Here is an 18280-nt window from a genome sequence, read left to right on the forward strand (position 1 = left end):
TAGAAAAGAGGATGAAACATATGTTAAGAGAACGTTTAACCATAAATAAGATTGAGGAGTTACTGGGGGCGGAAGCTCAAAGCTTGTTAGCGTTTGATTCACCAAAAATAGCAAAAGATACATTGACGTTGCCAAATCCAAATTTTGTCGATGCCGTATTTGCTAATTCTGATCGTAATAATAGAGTCCTTGGTAATCTTGCTCGTTTTTATGATCAAGGGAATTTAGGCGGTACGGGTTATTTGTCCATATTCCCAGTCGATCAGGGAATAGAACATTCTGCGGGAGCATCTTTCGCTAAAAATCCGATATATTTCGATCCAGAAAATATTGTGAAATTAGCGGTAGAAGCTGGATGTAATGGTATTGCATCAACGCTAGGCGTGCTTGGTTTGATGTCACGTAAATATGCACATAAAATACCGTTTGTTGTAAAAATAAACCATAATGAATTGTTGACTTATCCGAATAAATTTGATCAAATTATGTTTGCTTCAGTAGATCAGGCTTATAACATGGGTGCAGCTGGAATTGGCGCTACTATTTATTTTGGTTCACCGGAATCAGCCAGACAAATTATTGAAGTAAGTGAGGCTTTTGAGTACGCACATGAAAAAGGTTTGTTTACGATTTTATGGTGTTATTTGCGTAATTCTGCTTTTAAAACAGATAAGGACTACCATGAATCGGCTGACTTAACGGGTCAGGCGAATCATCTTGGGGTAACGATTGGAGCAGATTTTATCAAACAAAAGCTGCCAACCAATAATGGCGGTTATAAAATGCTGAATACGGGTGGACCTTCATATGGTAAATTTGACGAACGAATTTATACGGAGTTAAGTTCGGATCATCCAATTGATTTGGCTCGCTACCAGGTTGTGAATAATTATATGGGTAAAATTGGCTTAATTAATTCAGGGGGTGCTTCTGGTAAAAACGATTTGGCGGATGCAGTTAAAACGGCTGTTATTAATAAACGTGCCGGTGGTTCAGGGCTGATTGTTGGAAGAAAAGCTTTCCAGAGACCATTTGCTGAAGGTGTAAAGCTGATTCAAGCAATTCAGGATGTATATCTAAATGAGGCTGTTACGATTGTTTAATATAATTTTTAGGCTGCTATAAATAAAAAGATGATTCCAGTACCAAATGGGCGGAATCATCTTTTTTTTCTGTTTTCAAAATGACTCAGGATTGCGATCAATTCACCGCCGATTAAGATGATCAGGGTACTTAAATAGAGCCAGGTTATCAGGGCAATAATGCCACCGATACTCCCATAAATTTTTTCATAATTGGTAAACATATTTACATAAAAAGAAAACAATAAAGAGGCACTGAGCCAGCCACCTGAGGCAAAAATAGACCCGAGTATAATATACGTAGATTTTAATTTTTTATTGGGGACATAAGCATAGAGCAAATAAAACGTGAGAAGCATTAAAGGTAGGGGGATCGCATAACGAACTATTCCCCAGACTGTATAAAAGAAGGCTTTTACACCGGCTAATTCAAATAAATAGGAAGCGATAATTTTGCCAAAAACAACTAATGTAAAATCAAATATGATCATTAAGGCCACACCGAAAGTTGCAATGAGGGAAATCAGATAGAGTTTCGTGAAATGACGTGTTTCTTCGACGGCATAGGCTTTGTTTAGACCTTGTATTAGTGCGGTGATCCCTTGGGATGATGCCCATAGGCTGCCAAACATCCCCAAAACCAATAATGTCTTGCTTTTGCCTTGTACCGTTTCGATTAAGAGATTTTTGATTAAAGTGCCAGTATCCGTCGGCAGAAAATTATTAAAATTAGCAATAAGTACTTCACTGGAAAGTGTGGTGAAGCTGAGTAGATTTATGACAAAAAGTAAAAATGGGAAAAATGCTAAGATCAAATAGTAGGTAATTTGTGCACTCATGCCAGATAAATCATCTAATCTATAGCGGGCGATGAGTTCGGCAGTATATTTAAAAAATAGAGAATTTTTTATTTTTTTGAGCATCTGATTTTTCCTCCGTTTTAATTGGTTGCTGTATATTGATAATATCTATCTATATCATATCGTGCTTTTTTGTATTTTCCCAATAAAACTTTTTAAAAATGCGAATTTGTGTACTTTTTGATGCGTTTTGGCAGCATAAAAAAATTGCCGCTAATATAATAGTAGACAATAACAGTGTAACATTATAAAATAATAACAGATGGATAAAAGGATTTATTCGTAATATATGGATTGTAATACACATCAGTCATTTATGAAGGGCCGTGCTCTATATTAAATGGCTGATTTTATTGTGTTTTGAAGAAAGATGACATGTTTTCTGGTTCTTATTCACTATTATAAAGAATGAAGGAGTTAGAATTTTCAATGTATAAGGCTTTTATCAAAAAAATGAAATTACAAATCCAGCAGCATGAATATCTGATTGGGGTTGCTGTGGGGGCAGGACTGACCGCAAAATGTGTAATAAGCGGTGGGGCAGATTTTTTACTTATTTTAAGCTCAGGAAAGTTTCGGCAAATGGGACGGGGTTCTTTAGCGGGACTTTTACCTTTTGCTAACAGCAATGAGATTGTCATGGATCTGGGGGTTAAAGAAATACTACCACTGGTTCAGCCGTTTCCTGTATTTTTTGGTATAAACGCATCCGATCCAACTATTGATTTACCGACATATTTGGATGTAATAAAAGAAAATGGTTTTTTAGGAGTTAATAACTTTCCAACAGTCGGTTTATTCGATGGCCAGTTTTATGAAGCTCTAGAGGAAGGGGGACTTTTTTTACAAGAAGTAGAAGCTATTCGTCTGGCTCATAAAAAAAGCTGTTGACAATTGCTTTTGTTTTTAATGAAGTGCAGACCAGACTCATGATTGAAGCCGGGGCGGATATTCTGTGTGTGCATTTGGGACTGACCGAAGGGGGGATATTAGGGTCGAAAAAAGTATTGTCTTTAAAAAAGGCGAAAGATAAGGTTAACAAAATTTTTATGCTTTGTGATAGATTGAATCCTGCTTTAATTAAGATGATTTATGGTGGTCCAATCAAGAATCCGGTTGATGTGCAGTATATGTATAATAATACGAATATCGACGGATATATTGGCGGCTCTGCCTTTGAAAGAATACCATCGGAAGAATCGCTGATTCGCGTGACAAAATCTTTTAAAAAAATGGAGAATGTCAACGAAGATCATTTATTGCAAAACATGTTAGATGGGATAACCAAGCATTATGATTATGTGAGTTTTGTCAAAGAGTACATAGCTCAGAATTATATGTATGAAATTCATTTTAAAGAATTGGCCGAAATAGCGCATGTTTCAGCCGGGCATTTGAGCAGGTTATTCAGTAAGGATACAGGGTCTTCTTTCTCTGAATATCTGATAACTTTTCGGATGAACAAAGCGATTGAATTGATGACGAAACAGGATGCTGCTTGTGTAGAAGCGGCAAATTTTGTTGGTTATACAGATTATGCACAATTTAGTAAGATTTTTAAAAAATATACGGGTGTGTCACCCAACTATTATAAAACGTAAAAGGTATTTTACAAAATTCTGATAAAATATCATAAAATGACATTATAATATGATGAAATTACATATTCAAATTACTTTTGAATTATTATAATAGAATGTACTTGGTGTTTTAGAACAAAAGCGAAGTAGTTTTAACAAATAATAAAGTGCCCGGAGGGATTTTTATTGAAAACAATAGCAATTGCAGGGACGTTTGATTCAAAAGGTACAGAGTATTTATATGTTAAGAAACTAATTGAAAGCTTTGGTGTAAAAACGTTTACCATTCATATCGGCGTATTTGAACCGGAATTTAAGCCGGATGTGTCAAATTGTGAGGTCGCGCAAGCGGTCGATGCGGATATAAATGAAATTGTTCGGAAAAAGGATCGAGCCTCAGCGACGGAAATTTTGTCGAAGGGGATTGCAGTACTGCTTCCTCAACTTTATGAGCAGGGAAAATTCGATGGTATATTGTCTTTTGGCGGTTCAGGTGGAACAGCACTGATTACGCCGGCAATGCGAAAATTGCCGATCGGTGTGCCGAAAGTTATGGTATCGACAATGGCTTCAGGCAATACGGAACAGTATGTGGGAACGAGTGACATTGTCATGATTCCATCTATTGTCGATGTAGCAGGACTTAATGTAATTTCAACCAAAATTTTTGATAATGCTGTTTTTGCAATTTTGGGTATGGTGAATTACACACACGACATTATTGCTGAAAAAAAACCTTTGGTAGCAGCTACTATGTTTGGGGTAACGACACCTTGTGTTACATTTGCCCGTGAATATTTGGAAGCCAGAGGGTATGAAGTTTTGATTTTTCATGCTACGGGAACGGGTGGTAAAGCAATGGAAAATCTAATTGAATCTGGTTTTATCCAAGGCGTTCTTGATTTAACAACGACTGAATGGTGTGATGAGATCGTTGGCGGGGTATTGTCAGCGGGACCAAATCGGTTAGAAGTGGCGGGGAAAAAAGGTATTCCGCAAGTTGTTTCAGTCGGTGCTCTTGATATGGTGAATTTTGGTGCAATTGATACGGTTCCTACTGAGTTTTTGAACCGTAATTTATATAAACATAATCCAAGTGTTACGCTGATGCGTACATCGAAGGATGAAAATTTGGCTCTTGGTAAAGTGATTGCTGAAAAACTAAATCAAGCGACAGGGGCGACTGTTCTTATGCTGCCACTTTTGGGTGTTTCCGGGATTGATATGGAAAATCAGCCTTTTTATGGACCAGCTGAGGATCAGGTTTTATTTGATACATTACGTGGTGCGATTGATAAAAATGTAGTAGATTTAGAAGAATTTAATTTGCATATCAATGATAAGCTGTTCGCTGAAACAGCAGCTCAAAAACTTATTGATTTGATGAAGTGAAAAGCCAGGCGAATTTTGAGGAGGGTTATATATATGAATACATTGACAAGAACTGAAATTATGCAGCAATTCAAGAAACAAATCGAAGACGGTAAGATACTAGTTGGTGTTGGTGCGGGGACTGGAATCACGGCGAAAAGCAGTGAACAAGGCGGCGCAGACATGCTGATTATTTATAATTCAGGCAGATATAGAATGGCTGGCCGGGGCTCCTTAGCGGGACTCTTATCGTATGGTGATGCCAATCAGATTGTTGTTGAAATGGGATCGGAAGTACTGCCGGTTGTGCAGAAGACTCCGGTACTCGCTGGAGTGTGTGGTACAGATCCTTTTAGAGTCATGAATGTTTTTTTGAAACAGTTAAAAGAACAGGGCTTTTCCGGGGTACAAAATTTCCCTACAGTTGGTTTGATTGATGGCGTTTTTCGGCAGAATCTTGAAGAAACAGGTATGGGTTATGGTCTGGAAGTAGACATGATTGCGAAAGCACATAAGCTTGATTTGTTGACGGCTCCTTATGTTTTTGATGCTGAGCAGGCCAAAGCTATGGCTAAAGCCGGTGCTGATATTCTGGTGGCTCATATGGGGCTTACAACGAAGGGAACTATTGGTGCTAAGACTGCATTGACTTTGGATGATTGTATCAAAAAAATTGAAGGAATCATTGAAGCCGGTAAAAAAGTAAATCCAGATATTATGGTTATTTGCCATGGTGGACCGATTGCTGAACCGGATGATGCTGCCTATGTAATTCAGCATACAAAAAATATCGATGGCTTTTTTGGTGCATCCAGTATTGAACGTTTTGCTGCTGAAAAGGGCATCAAGGCACAAGCTGCTGCTTTTAAAGCAATTAAAAAGTAATACATTATAATACTAATAAACGATTTATTTCGTTTTATATATCCTACACTTTGCTAAACACTGGCTGAGCGGGGTTCTTACCATTCCCCGATTCCTCAGCAACTCCTACAAAACAACAGGACTCTGGATTAACCACCCAGAGTCCTGTTGTTTTTTATAAATAACACGACGGTTAGCCTGTTGTTGAAATGTAGGATTGGATGGAGTTTTGTGCTATACTTAAAAAGATATACGGTTTTGTTTTATCGGGTAGATAATCATAGGAGGGTAAAAAATGAAAATATTAATTACGGGCGGTGCTGGTTTTATTGGCTCGCATTTAGTCGAAAAATTATTGAAAGAAAATTGCCAGGTGATGGTTTTAGATAATTTACACACGGGTCTTAAGGAAAATCTTCCGGAAGGAGTTTCTTTCATTGAAATGGATGTGCGAGATGAAAATATCCTGACGGTATTTGCCAAAGAAAAATTTGAGGCGATCGTTCATTTGGCGGGGCAGACGATGGTCAATGTTTCGGTGGATGATCCGAAATTTGATGCTGCAGTGAATATCCAGGGGACGATCAATGTTTTGGAAGCGGCACGAAAGACCGGTGTTAAGCGGGTGGTGTTTGCTTCGACAGCGGCAGCCTATGGAGATGCGCAAGAACTGCCGATTGTCGAAACGACGACTCTTTCGCCCTTATCATTTTACGGGTTGAGTAAAGTCACGGTTGAACATTATTTGGCACTTTATCAGGAAATTTTCAATTTAGACTATGTTGTGCTGCGTTTTGCGAATGTCTATGGCGAACGTCAGGGCGATGGTGGTGAAGGCGGTGTCATCAGCATTTTTACGAAACGAATTGCAAGTGGCAAATCCATTACGATTTATGGTGATGGCGGACAGACAAGGGACTTTGTCTATGCTGGTGATATTGCCGCCGGGATTTATTGTGCACTTCAGACTGATAATGTGAATACAGCTTATAATTTGAGTACCCAGACGGAAGTCAGTGTAAATGCAATGGTTGCTTTGTTTGATGAAATAACAGGAAACCATGTCGTACCACTTTATGAAAGGGCTAGAAAAGGTGATATTTATCGTTCGGTTTTATCAAATGTGAAAGCAATTACTGGGCTTGGTTGGAAACCGGTTATGTCACTGGCGGAGGGACTTAAGCGAACCTATCATTCATTTAATCAGCAAAAATAGAAAAAACTACCGAAATAAGTTATACTTGAGCTCTTATTTCGGTAGTTTTTTCTATTTATGGAATATTATTAGGGTGCTAATATTGAAATATTTACAAAATTCTGTTATATTAATACATATAAGCAAACAAATGTTCTTAATTTTAAGGGGGTTTTATTATGCAAGACATGGTAGCAGCTGAAGAAATTGCGGCGATTTTGCCTCGTTACACAGAACTTGGAGATTGTTCGGTTTTGCATGCGTGTGATGGCAGTGAAGTCGTTGTGCCATTACGGATTAAAACAGTAGTACACCGCCTGGTACGGCGTGAATGTAAAGATATTTATTTACTGGAGGAGCAGGCACGAAAGTTAACAAAAGGTAAAAACTGGATGCCGCTTGTTTTAGGCCCCGACCTGGTGCTGGTAGCTCTTAAAGTACGTAATCCTAAAATAAATGGCGATGTGACGGCAGGTTTTTTTAATTATTGTCAAATCAACGACTTAGAAGAAAATGGCCGCCGAACGATTCTCTGTATGAAAAATGGGCATTCGTTTAAGGTCTTGTGGAATAGGCAGACAGTTGAGGAGCATCTGCGAAACGCTTTATTGGTTTTGGCGATGGAGCAACGCTATTTGGATCGACTGGCTATTCATTATTTGGAAAAACGCTGGGCTCTGTCATCCGTGCTCAATTGAGCTCAGCCATTGGCGCAGCGTGTTTAATGCTTTTTTTTGTAGTGAAGCAATGGCTTGTTGGGAAAGATGCATGAGCAAGGCTGTTTCTTTTTGTGTTTTGTCATGTATAATCGTTTGCCAGAGTACCTGCTTTTGTTTTAGCGGGAGCTGTGTAAGTAATGCTTGCATATCAATTTTATCGATGATGCTGTTGGTGTTTCCCGTGGGGCTGACGAGTTGATCTAAGATAGGTTGACCGGCTGTTTCGTATTCGGTGGATAATTCACGCTGCCAGTTACGACGGTTTTGTTTAAAAAGAGTACGGATATCGCCATAGATTTTCGCTTTGGCATAACCGGCAAAGGGGATATTGCGTGACAAGTTGTAGTCTTTGACTGCTTCTAAGAAGCTTATATAAGCTTGCGATAAAGCATCTTCACGAATCGAGGCTAAATGTGCCTGCCAGGCAGCTTTGTGTAGTAAGGGATGGAATTGATCGACTAAATTTAAGACAGCTTGTGGATCGCCTGTTTGGGCTTTTTGAACAAGAAGTTCTGTTTTCATAGTCTCACCTTTTGAGAGACCGGTTTCTCGTAAATTAGCGCTTGGTTATAGAGTACTATAGAGTTTCTTTCACGGCAAAACTCGACTAAGGTCTAAATGGTTCTCGTATTAGGCTGAGTTGAATGAATTTTCTCTGTAGCGCGGCTAAGTAAAAAATAGATTGGCAGTCAATTCTCGATTATCCGTAGATGTGGTATACTTAACAAAGGTAGAGAGCTTTTTTGAAATTTTGAAATGAGGTGGTTACTATAAAAATTTTAGTAACAGGGGTAACCGGACAGCTTGGTTACGATGTGGTACAAGAACTTATAAAACGAAATATTGAGTGTGTGGGAACGTCAAGTAAAGATTTTGATATTCGCGATGCAGCAGCAACGCTGGACTTCATCGAAACATATGCTCCGGATGCTGTCGTGCATTGTGCAGCTTATACGGCGGTTGATAAAGCCGAAGATGAACCTGCTGAGTGTATGGAAATTAATGAAGCTGGTACGCGAAATATCGCACTTGCCTGTAAAAAGATTCATGCGAAGATGGTTTATCTGAGCACCGATTATGTATTCCCGGGAATTGGCAGCTGGTATCATGATATTGAAACCGCAACAGCACCGCTGAATGTATATGGAAAAAGTAAATTAGCTGGTGAAAAGGTTGTGCAGGATATACTGGATGCGTATTTTATAGTTCGTATTTCTTGGGTATTTGGTAAAAATGGCAGCAATTTTGTAGAAAGCATGCTGCATTTAGCGCAAGATCATACAGAGCTTGCTATTGTGGGGGATCAAGTTGGTTCGCCTACATATACGGTTGATTTGGCAGTACTGTTGTGTGATATGCTTGCAACAGAGGCTTATGGCATATACCATGCTGCAAATGAAGGAATCTGCTCGTGGGCAGAATTTGCTGAAGAGATTTTCCGCTTGGCCGATCGGCCGATTCATGTCAAAGCGATACCTTCTTCGGATTATCCAACGAAGGCATTGCGCCCGTTGAATTCTCGTTTGGAAAAAGGAAAATTAGTACAAGCTGGTTTTCATCGTTTACCAGTTTGGCAGGATGCGCTTAAACGTTATCTGGAAAGTTAAAGGTTTTGTATGAGAAGAATTTTATGTATTGTACTAGCAGCTGCTGCAACGTTTATGATTTTTCATTATTCGTCTGAGACCTCAGCTGTATCAACGCAGACCAGTCAATTTGTTTTTAATGAATTGAATAAAATAGCGCATGCGCTTGGTGTATCTTTTGATTTTTTGGATGGTTCACCCATTCGTAAGGATGCTCATTTTACAGAATATTTTTTGCAGGGAATTTTTTTATGTGCTGCTTTTAGCCTTTGCAGTTTAAAACGGCGAACTTATCTGGGGTATGTTTTGTTTGTTTGTTTGTTTACTGCAGTCTGTGATGAATATTTACAGCTTTTTTCGCCGGGACGTTCATCGGAAATAGCGGATGTGCTTCTGGATTTCAAGGGAAGTAGCAGCGGTATTTTGTTTTTTTTGCTGATGCAATCCATATGGCAGCGCTGGCAATGCCGGAAGCGGTCTCGACGTCGAAATAGGTGGTAATATAAGAAGGCGTTCTTCTCAATGGAGGAGAACGCCTTTTTGTATGGAATAAAAATAATATAGAGAGCATTGGTCAGAGTGAAGATGTGTGATTTTGGAGGAAACAATGAAAGAAAGTTTTTTGACGTATTTTAAAGCGTATGGAAGAAAAATAATTTCGTTGACTGAGTTAGAAAAAATTTGTCCAGCTCCGTACTCGTATGAGGAGTTTTGTGATGTGATACAATCTTTCGTTAAGACTGGTATTTTATCAGACTATGGAGCGAAACATGGTTCTTGTCGTGAGGGGGTCTTATGCCAAAAATATCGAATTAATCTTTCCCGATTAATCCGTGATGACAGAGAAAAATTGCAGCGTGAGATGATCCAAATGCAGGTATCCCATTTGATGGATTTATCTTATTATTTTAAAGCCAGCTGGATTGAGTGGAAAAAAGATAAACCACGGCTAAAAAAAATTGCTGATTATTTAAAATTGTATGGGTTTCCGCGTGATGAAGTGACGGAGCAGGAAAGGTCTTATCAGATTTTTGGTGATGAACAGGTTTTATTGCAAGGCGGGATGACTTTGTTGGAAAAATTAAATTTGCGAGAAAAAATGCGAATTACGAATTGTCCTGATCCACTTATGGTCGCAATCAATCCGTCGGTTCTTTTAAAAGATGCACACCGGCATCTGATTGTAGAAAACAAAGCTGTTTATTATGCGCTGCTGCCAATTTTACCAGAAACTGAATTTTCATCCCTTACTTTTGGCGGGGGCTGGAAAATCATCGGGAATCTTTTTGTATTACCACGTCAGCTTGGCCTAACCGGGCAGCAGCATTTTTTTTATTATTTTGGCAATTTGGATTTAGAGGGAATTGCAATTTGGTATGGACTGCAGGCAAAACTGCCGGTGCAGCTGGCTATGCCATTTTATCGAGAATTATTTAACATGGATTGTTCATCAGGCAAGGTCGAGCAGAGCGTGAATTGCCAGGCACTGGATGCATTTTGTGAAGCTTGGGATGAGCTGGATGCCAGGCGGATTCGCCGAATGCTGCTGCGGGATCATACGTATTATCCGCAGGAATGCCTGACGAAAGAGCAACTGGTCTTGTGCTGGCATAAGTTAACTGTGGAGACGCAGCGGGATTTATTCCAATAAAAAAGAGCCGTTGTTTTCCAATCAAAAACAACGGCTCAGCAGTTTTTAGTTTTTATTTTTGATAATGAGGGCCATAAAAATCAGATTCCCTGCTTTTTCGGTATTTTCCAAACTATGTCCTTCACCATCGGGGCAAAATGTTACATCCCCTGCTTTGACAGGTATATTCTTCCCATTATCGTTGTATGTACCTTGACCGGCGAGAATATAATAGGTTTCACTTTCGCCATGGTGAAAGTGATGGCCAAGTGAACAGCCTGGTTCAAGAATTACCTTGGCATAAAGACCGCATTGCCCTGCTCGTTCTTTTTCGCCAAGCAGTGGTTCAATGAGAACATGTCCTTTGCCGCCAGATTTTTTTTCACAATCTAAAATTTTTCTCTCATTGAGTAATGCCATTTATAATCGATCTCCCTTATTTCTGATTCTATATAAGCTGCATTAAAGAAATTGCATCCAGCCTGTTAGGCTGCCAGGAATGGGGTATACCTCATTCCTGACGATTGCCATATGAAATATTTCAATGCAACTTCTATATAGTATAGATTTCGCGAATGATTAAAAAATACCTTTGAAGAAAAAGGAGTATAGAATGATTTATTTATTGAAATTTGGTGCAAGTTTTATTTTGCCGCCCGGTATATTTTTTCTTAGTTTTATAATTTTGGCGATTTTTTTATGGCGTCGCAACGAGCATGCAATTGCCAGTGCTTTTATAGGTTTAACCTTTGTATTTTATCTATTGTCAACAAATTTAGTCGCCGATTCTTTGCTGGGGAATTTGGAGAGTGTTTATGATCCTCCATCTGATCCTAAAGGCGATGTTATTATTATGTTAGGCGGCGGTGCGACCAAGGATACACCAGATTTGGATGGAGCTGGGGGCCTGTCTGGCAGCCCGGCAAATCGATTGCTGACTGTGGTCCGTTTATATAATCGGCTGCATGTGCCAATACTGGTATCCGGTGGACAGGTGTATGCAGATAGTGGTCGTGAAGCTGTAATTGCCAAACGGATGCTTTTGAGCCTGGGTGTTAAAGAGAGCGATATTCTGGTTGAAGATCAGAGCCTCAATACACGACAAAATGCAAAATTTTCGCATGAAATGTTAAAAAAAAATATGTTGATGGAGCCGATTTTAGTGACATCGGCGTTTCATATGGAACGAGCGGTTTTAGATTTCCAAAAAGAAAATGTTGTAGTGAAACCATTCCCGACAGATTATATGGTGAATCGGGAACATGCTTTTCACTATAATAAATTGAATCCATCAGCTGGGGCTTTGCAGGCGAATGCAATGGTTTTGCAGGAGAAACTGCGAATGTTGGTGACCAAATATCTAGAAAATTAAAAGGGGCGAAAAGCCTCTTTTTTATAAATTTTATTTATGAAAGTTGCAAAAATAACCATTTATTCATATAAAAGAATTGTCAAAAAATACTGGACATATAATATAAGATAATCTAAAATAAGAATTGTGAATGTTAAGTTTATTTAAATATGTAAAACGATTTCGTAAAACGAATCCTAAAATACAGGAATCTCTTTTCTGAGATAGTTTGATACGTTTTTTTATGCTGGGAGTCTTGATTATGGATCAAAAAAAAAGGAATGTTACCATTGTTGATGTTGCAGCGAAAGCGGGTGTATCAAAAACCACCATTTCTCGATATCTAAATGGTAAATTTGAATTTATGTCGAATGAATCAAAAAATAAGATTACGCAAGTCATTGAGGAGCTCGCCTATCGGCCTAATAATTTGGCTCGTAGTTTGAAATCGAAACGCAGCCGACTGATTGGTGTTATTGTTTCTGATATTACGAATCCTTTTTCAGCAATTTTACTGAAAGGCATTGGTGACTGCTGTGAACGATATGGCTATGGTGTGCTGATTACGAATACAGATGATAATCCGAAAAAAGAGCGGGATTATATCTTATCTATGCTGGATCAGCGTGTGGAAGGTATTATCTTAAATACAACTGGCAAAAACAATGAATTTTTACAGCAATTAGCTCAGTCTGGCGTCACTATTATTTTGGCAGATCGTCCGATTGATATCCATATATTTGATGTAATTCGCACGGCGGATCGAGAGATCACGTTTACGGCATTACGGCATTTGAAAATGCGTGGCTTTACACGCGTGGGCTTTTTTTCTGAGCCTTTGGAAAATGGTACGCGGCTTAGACGTTGTCAGGCTTATCAAGATGCCTGTTATGAGATTTTTGGCATAGAGCCGCAAGTTTATATTATCGATAAAACGGATACTCAAACTGGTGATGTACTATTAGAAGAATTCAGGCAGAAAAATCGTGGACAGCGTATGGCCGTTTACACTGGTAATGGCATAGCAACGTTGTATGTTGTTCAGGCATTGAAGCGAATGGAAATTTCATTTCCAGATGAGATTGGTATTTGTGGTTTTGATAATTGGGATTGGACAGATTTAGTGGATGGCGGGATTACAGTGGTGGCGCAGCCATCCTATAGAGTTGGGCGTGAGTGTGTAAAGAGAATGATGTTCAGGCTGCATCGCAATCATAATGCGGCGCCGCGAAGAATTGAACTTCCCTGTGAGCTGGTGATTCGCAATTCAACTTGATTTTTTATAATAGAAACCGATAAACGGAATGGTTATATATTATTAAAATAGCTATATAAGTTGCATAAAATATTTCATATGGAAATCACCAGATGGGATATAGATGCCCTATATCTCATTTCGAGCAGACTAATAAGCTATCTTTAATACATTATATATAGTTTTAATTTTTGTGAATATACATTATCGAGGAGGTAAGGCCATGATTGAAGTACTTACGATTGGAGAACCCATGGGGCTATTGGTGGCAGATGAAATCAAGCCGCTGGAGCAGGTGGAGCATTTTACGCGTTATGTGTGTGGTGCGGAGGTGAATTTTGCGGTGGGTATGGCAAGACTTGGACACAAAGTAGCCTATGTCAGCAAAATTGGAAACGATCCATTTGGTAAACATATCAAGGATTTTCTAGTGGAAAACAAGATTGATAATCGTTATGTAGGGTTTGATGATGAGCATATGACAGGGATGCAGCTTAAAGCAAAAGTGGCATCTGGAGATCCGGAAGTTGTTAATTTTCGCAAAAATACAGCTTTTGCGAATCTTAGTCTGGCTGATATTGAAGCCATTGACTGGAGTACAATTAAACATCTTCATGTAACCGGCATACCACCAGCATTATCTTTATCCTGCCGTCAAAGCATTTATGCTTTGGTTGAAGCTGCAAAAAAAGAGCAGGTTCGTATTTCATTTGATCCAAATCTACGTTTGGCGCTGTGGAAAGATAAGGCGGAAATGGTAGAGGTGATTAATTCTTTGGCGATACAGGCTGATATTGTTCTGCCTGGGGTTAGTGAAGGTAAAATTCTGACAGGGTCAGATGATCCGGAAACGATTGCCGATTTTTATCTAAAGCAAAGTGTAAAAGCAGTTATTGTAAAAGTAGGTGCCCAGGGAGCTTTTGTTAAGACCCAAATGGAAAAATTTATGATTCCGGCTTTTAAAGTTGATCATGTGGTTGATACGGTCGGTGCTGGTGATGGCTTTGCTGTAGGCGTGGTGAGTGCTTTACTCGAAGGACAAAACTTGCAGGAAGCAGTTAGACGTGGTTCGGCAATCGGTGCTCTGGCGGTCATGTCACCGGGAGATAATGACGGTTTGCCAACTGTGGCTGGACTTGATAAATTCTTCCGTGAGCACAAAAACTAATTTTGTTATTTCAGATTCTTTCATAAATAAAAATAATAAATACGTAGGGGGAAATTCAAAATGGAAGTAAGATATTCAGTAAATCCCAAAGATGTTAAACGTTTTACAACAGATGAACTCAGAGATGAATTTTTGATTCAGGGGTTATTCCAAAGTGAAATTCAGATGGTTTACAGCCATGTAGATCGTATGATTCAAGGCAGTGTAGCACCAACTTCACCGCGTGAACTAAAAGTAAAAGCTGGTGAAAATATGGGCGTTTCATATTTTCTGGAAAGAAGAGAATTAGGTATTATCAATATTGGCGGTAGTGGAAAAGTAGATGTAGATGGCACCGTTTATGATTTAGTACGTACGGATGGCTTGTATGTTGGTATGGGAGCGAAAAAAGTTGTTTTCTCCAGTGATGATACTAAAAATCCGGCGAAATTCTATTTCAATAGTGCACCGGCTCATAAAACGTATCCAACTGTCAAAATCGAACGCAGCTCAATCACACCACGTCATTTAGGCAGCATCGAAACATCAAATGAACGTAATCTTTATCAGTATATTATTCCAGGGCGCGTGGAAAGTTGTCAGCTTGTAATGGGAATGACAGCACTTGAACCAGGTAATATGTGGAACAGCATGCCTTGTCATACACATGAACGCCGTATGGAAGTGTATATGTATTTTGATTTACCGGAAACCGATGTAGTTATGCATTATATGGGACAGCCGCAAGAAACACGCCATGTGGTTATGCATAATGAAGAAGCAATTATTTCACCGAGCTGGTCCATTCATGCTGGCGTAGGAACTCATAATTATACATTTATCTGGGGCATGGTTGGTGAAAATCAAGAATTTGATGATATGGACAATATTAAAATACCCGATTTACGATAAAACCATTTTGTTTTATTTAGGCAGAGAGTAAATAGAAAAGGGGTCAGAGAAAATGGGTATGTTTGATTTAACAGGCAAGGTTGCTATTGTTACAGGCGGGACAAAAGGTTTGGGACAAGGCATGGCATTGGGGCTTGCTCAGGCTGGTGCTGATATTGTCAGTGTTGCTACAAGTGATTATACGGATACAGAAAATAAAGTCAAAGCATTGGGCCGCCAGTTTCATGGAATCAAAGCAAGTCTCGCTACGCTCAGTCCGGTTCAGGGAATTGTCGATGAAGCTGTTGAACGGTTTGGACATATTGATATTTTAGTAAACAATTCAGGTATTATTCGCCGCAATGATGCGATTGACTTTTCGGAAAAGGATTGGGATGATGTGCTGAATATCAATTTGAAAACCTTGTTTTTTTTGTCACAGACGGTGGCCAAACAGTATATAAAACAAGGTAATGGCGGGAAAATCATCAATATTGCTTCGATGCTGTCATTCCAAGGGGGGATTCGGGTTCCATCCTACACATCTAGTAAAAGTGCTGTAATGGGTCTGACAAAACTTTTAGCCAATGAGTGGTCTAAACATGGCATTAACGTGAATGCGATTGCACCAGGGTATATGGCTACGGATAATACGACAGCATTGCGGGCGGATGCAAAACGTAATGCGGAAATTCTCGATCGTATTCCAGCTGGCCGCTGGGGAACACCTTCTGATTTAGCTGGTCCGGTTGTTTTCTTAGCATCGGATGCAGCAAATTACGTGAGTGGGTATACGATTGCAGTCGATGGCGGCTGGCTGGCACGGTAAGGTTAACGTAAAGTAAAGTTTGGCACTGACTGGGAAAACCAGTCAGTGTAATTTAAAAAAAATTTTTGCCAATGGTGACATATTGTCTAAAATGAGCTGTGAGTTGAAATTATAACATTCTTAATTGTTGGAAAATTATAATAATTAAAGGGGCGATTCCATTGAAAATTAAACAAACCGTAGAGCGCATTCCTGGCGGATTGATGTTAGTTCCATTATTTCTGGGAGCTTTATGTCATACATTTACACCGGAAGCCGGTAAGTATTTTGGTTCTTTTACGAATGGGTTAATTACGGGAACCGTGCCAATTCTTTCTGTATGGTTTTTTTGTATGGGGGCTGGTATCGATATCAAATCGACCGGAGTAGTTTTACGTAAATCGGGAACGATTGTTTTGACGAAAATATTGGTTGCCTGGCTTGTGGGTATGATTTGTGTCAGCTTTATGCCTGAAGGTATGATTCAGACGGGATTTTTTGCGGGGCTCTCCACGCTCGCGATTGTTACTTCGATGGATATGACGAATGGCGGCCTGTATGCTTCCATTATGCAGCAGTATGGGACAAAAGAAGAAGCTGGTGCATTTGTATTGACTTCCATTGAATCGGGTCCTTTGGTGACTATGATGATTTTAGGAAGTACAGGAGCGGCATATTTTGAACCACGCTTATTTGTGGGTGCAGTTTTGCCTTTTGTTATTGGCTTTGCTTTAGGTAATCTGGATAAAGAACTACGTGTATTTTTTGGCAGTGCATCGATGACGATGATTCCTTTCTTTGGCTTTGCCTTAGGAAATACAATTAATTTGGCAGTACTTGGGCAGACCGGATTGCTCGGGATTTGTTTGGGAATTGGTGTTATAATTGTAACAGGTATTCCTTTGATACTTGCAGATAAATACATTGGCGGCGGGCATGGCGGTGCGGGACTGGCGGCCTCAAGTACGGCTGGGGCAGCTGTTACGAATCCAGTTATTATTGCGCAGATGGTTCCGGCGTTTGAACCGATTGTAGCCGCGGCAACTGCACTTGTGGCAACGGCGGTTATTATTACTTCGATCATAGTACCAATTATTACAGCCTATTGGTGTAACCACTTTAATGGAAAATCGAAAAATCGGCAAGACAAGGTGATGCCGGGGATGAAACAGGCTCATGGTTGATTTTAGCTAAGTTTGAGCTAAGTAGTTTTCGTTTGGTATCAATACAAATTGGGAGGTTTTTTTATGGAAAAAGAAAAAATTATTGCAAAAATCAAAGAATTAGGTGTTGTAGCGGTTATTCGCGGCAAGGATGCAGAAGATGGCATTAAAATTTCAGAGGCTTGTATCAAAGGCGGTGTGACAGCGATTGAAGTTGCTTTTACAACTCCTGGAGCGCAGGAAACCATCAAGGTGCTGGCGGATAAATATAAAGATAATCCAGAAGTTGTTATCGGTGCTGGTACAGTTCTGGATCCTGAAACGGCAAGGATTGCTATGCTGAACGGGGCTGAATTTATTGTTTCACCATCCATTAATTTAGAAACGATTCGTCTTTGTAACCGATATCGTGTAGCCTGTATGCCGGGGACGACTACGTTAGATGGCGTGGTTATGGCTTTGGAAGCTGGTGCGGATATTATTAAGATTTTCCCAGGTGAGATTGTCGGACTCAAGATGATTAAAGCGATTAAAGGGCCGCTTCCACAGGCACAGTTAATGCCAACAGGTGGTGTTACAGTTGAGAATGTTGCCGAGTGGCTTCATGCAGGCTGTGTGGCAGTTGGTGCCGGCGGCAGCCTGACTGGTGCTGCGAAAACTGGTGATTTTGCTAAAATAACAGCAACGGCCATTGAGTTTGTTAATGCAGTGAAAGCTGCAAGACAATAAATCATTTACCCTCTTTTTTAGAGAAAGCATTATTAAATGTTGCGTTTGA

19 protein-coding genes and 1 pseudogene are annotated in these 18280 nt (G+C 39.6%); 17 read left to right on the forward strand and 3 right to left on the reverse strand.

What is annotated here, in order from left to right:
* Positions 1-20: 20 nt before the first annotated feature.
* The gene (locus BMY14_RS01325; RefSeq protein WP_091828494.1) at positions 21-1103 is read left to right on the forward strand and encodes a class I fructose-bisphosphate aldolase; all 1083 of its coding nucleotides are present in this window, start codon (positions 21-23) and stop codon (positions 1101-1103) included.
* Between the two features lie 56 nt (positions 1104-1159).
* On the opposite strand, the gene BMY14_RS01330 is transcribed toward BMY14_RS01325, so the two are convergent.
* Positions 1160-2005: a YihY/virulence factor BrkB family protein gene (locus tag BMY14_RS01330; protein WP_091828496.1), complete on the reverse strand. Its 846-nt coding sequence runs from the start codon at positions 2003-2005 to the stop codon at positions 1160-1162.
* Positions 2006-2395: 390 nt separating this feature from the next.
* Between BMY14_RS01330 and BMY14_RS21105 the strand changes: the two are divergent.
* The 6 genes and pseudogenes from BMY14_RS21105 to BMY14_RS01355 form a co-directional block, all read left to right on the forward strand.
* A pseudogene (locus tag BMY14_RS21105) lies at positions 2396-3114 on the forward strand (phosphoenolpyruvate hydrolase family protein); the annotation flags it as partial.
* A gap of 165 nt (positions 3115-3279) precedes the next feature.
* The gene (locus BMY14_RS21110; protein WP_245741209.1) at positions 3280-3543 is read left to right on the forward strand and encodes a helix-turn-helix domain-containing protein; all 264 of its coding nucleotides are present in this window, start codon (positions 3280-3282) and stop codon (positions 3541-3543) included.
* Between the two features lie 165 nt (positions 3544-3708).
* Entirely contained in the window at positions 3709-4914 is a 1206-nt protein-coding gene (locus BMY14_RS01340) for a Tm-1-like ATP-binding domain-containing protein (RefSeq protein WP_091828498.1), read from the forward strand.
* Between the two features lie 33 nt (positions 4915-4947).
* The gene (locus BMY14_RS01345) at positions 4948-5778 is read left to right on the forward strand and encodes a phosphoenolpyruvate hydrolase family protein (RefSeq protein WP_091828500.1); all 831 of its coding nucleotides are present in this window, start codon (positions 4948-4950) and stop codon (positions 5776-5778) included.
* 274 nt (positions 5779-6052) lie between these two features.
* Positions 6053-6973 (forward strand): NAD-dependent epimerase/dehydratase family protein, encoded by a 921-nt coding sequence (locus BMY14_RS01350; protein WP_091828502.1) that lies wholly within the window; start codon positions 6053-6055, stop codon positions 6971-6973.
* Between the two features lie 158 nt (positions 6974-7131).
* Positions 7132-7650: a hypothetical protein gene (locus BMY14_RS01355; protein WP_091828505.1), complete on the forward strand. Its 519-nt coding sequence runs from the start codon at positions 7132-7134 to the stop codon at positions 7648-7650.
* Here BMY14_RS01355 and BMY14_RS01360 read toward each other — a convergent pair.
* Positions 7633-8193 carry a sigma-70 family RNA polymerase sigma factor gene (locus tag BMY14_RS01360; RefSeq protein WP_091828507.1) on the reverse strand — a complete coding sequence of 187 codons (561 nt, stop codon included), beginning with the start codon at positions 8191-8193 and terminating at the stop codon, positions 7633-7635. The genes BMY14_RS01355 and BMY14_RS01360 overlap by 18 nt on opposite strands.
* A gap of 248 nt (positions 8194-8441) precedes the next feature.
* Between BMY14_RS01360 and rfbD the strand changes: the two genes are divergently transcribed.
* From rfbD to BMY14_RS01375, 3 genes are all read left to right on the forward strand, one after another.
* Positions 8442-9278, forward strand: a complete 837-nt coding sequence (rfbD, locus tag BMY14_RS01365) for a dTDP-4-dehydrorhamnose reductase (protein ID WP_091828695.1) — start codon at positions 8442-8444, stop codon at positions 9276-9278.
* A gap of 9 nt (positions 9279-9287) precedes the next feature.
* Positions 9288-9758 (forward strand): VanZ family protein, encoded by a 471-nt coding sequence (locus BMY14_RS01370; RefSeq protein WP_091828509.1) that lies wholly within the window; start codon positions 9288-9290, stop codon positions 9756-9758.
* Positions 9759-9864: 106 nt separating this feature from the next.
* Complete coding sequence (locus BMY14_RS01375) at positions 9865-10908, forward strand: hypothetical protein (protein WP_091828511.1); 1044 nt, start codon at positions 9865-9867, stop codon at positions 10906-10908.
* 45 nt (positions 10909-10953) lie between these two features.
* On the opposite strand, the gene BMY14_RS01380 is transcribed toward BMY14_RS01375, so the two are convergent.
* Positions 10954-11307 carry a cupin domain-containing protein gene (locus BMY14_RS01380; RefSeq protein ID WP_091828514.1) on the reverse strand — a complete coding sequence of 118 codons (354 nt, stop codon included), beginning with the start codon at positions 11305-11307 and terminating at the stop codon, positions 10954-10956.
* Between the two features lie 193 nt (positions 11308-11500).
* Here BMY14_RS01380 and BMY14_RS01385 point away from each other — a divergent pair, with 193 nt between their 5' ends.
* The 7 genes from BMY14_RS01385 (at position 11501) to BMY14_RS01415 (ending at position 18231) form a co-directional block, all read left to right on the forward strand.
* A complete protein-coding gene (locus BMY14_RS01385) occupies positions 11501-12259 on the forward strand; it encodes a YdcF family protein (RefSeq protein ID WP_091828516.1) in 759 nt (252 codons plus the stop codon).
* A gap of 241 nt (positions 12260-12500) precedes the next feature.
* Positions 12501-13514, forward strand: coding sequence for a LacI family DNA-binding transcriptional regulator (locus tag BMY14_RS01390; RefSeq protein ID WP_091828518.1), 1014 nt, complete (start codon positions 12501-12503; stop codon positions 13512-13514).
* A gap of 202 nt (positions 13515-13716) precedes the next feature.
* Positions 13717-14661: a sugar kinase gene (locus BMY14_RS01395; protein ID WP_091828520.1), complete on the forward strand. Its 945-nt coding sequence runs from the start codon at positions 13717-13719 to the stop codon at positions 14659-14661.
* A gap of 60 nt (positions 14662-14721) precedes the next feature.
* Entirely contained in the window at positions 14722-15552 is an 831-nt protein-coding gene (gene kduI / locus BMY14_RS01400; RefSeq protein ID WP_091828522.1) for a 5-dehydro-4-deoxy-D-glucuronate isomerase, read from the forward strand.
* A 52-nt stretch (positions 15553-15604) separates the two neighbouring features.
* The gene (gene kduD / locus BMY14_RS01405; protein ID WP_019552010.1) at positions 15605-16360 is read left to right on the forward strand and encodes a 2-dehydro-3-deoxy-D-gluconate 5-dehydrogenase KduD; all 756 of its coding nucleotides are present in this window, start codon (positions 15605-15607) and stop codon (positions 16358-16360) included.
* Between the two features lie 161 nt (positions 16361-16521).
* On the forward strand, positions 16522-17523 hold the full coding sequence (gene kdgT, locus BMY14_RS01410; RefSeq protein WP_091828524.1) for a 2-keto-3-deoxygluconate transporter: 1002 nt from the start codon (positions 16522-16524) through the stop codon (positions 17521-17523).
* A gap of 63 nt (positions 17524-17586) precedes the next feature.
* On the forward strand, positions 17587-18231 hold the full coding sequence (locus tag BMY14_RS01415) for a bifunctional 2-keto-4-hydroxyglutarate aldolase/2-keto-3-deoxy-6-phosphogluconate aldolase (RefSeq protein ID WP_019552012.1): 645 nt from the start codon (positions 17587-17589) through the stop codon (positions 18229-18231).
* Positions 18232-18280: the final 49 nt, after the last annotated feature.

Origin of the sequence: Propionispira arboris, from assembly GCF_900109225.1 — a bacterium.
GTDB classification, from domain to species: Bacteria; Bacillota; Negativicutes; order Selenomonadales; family Selenomonadaceae; genus Propionispira; species Propionispira arboris.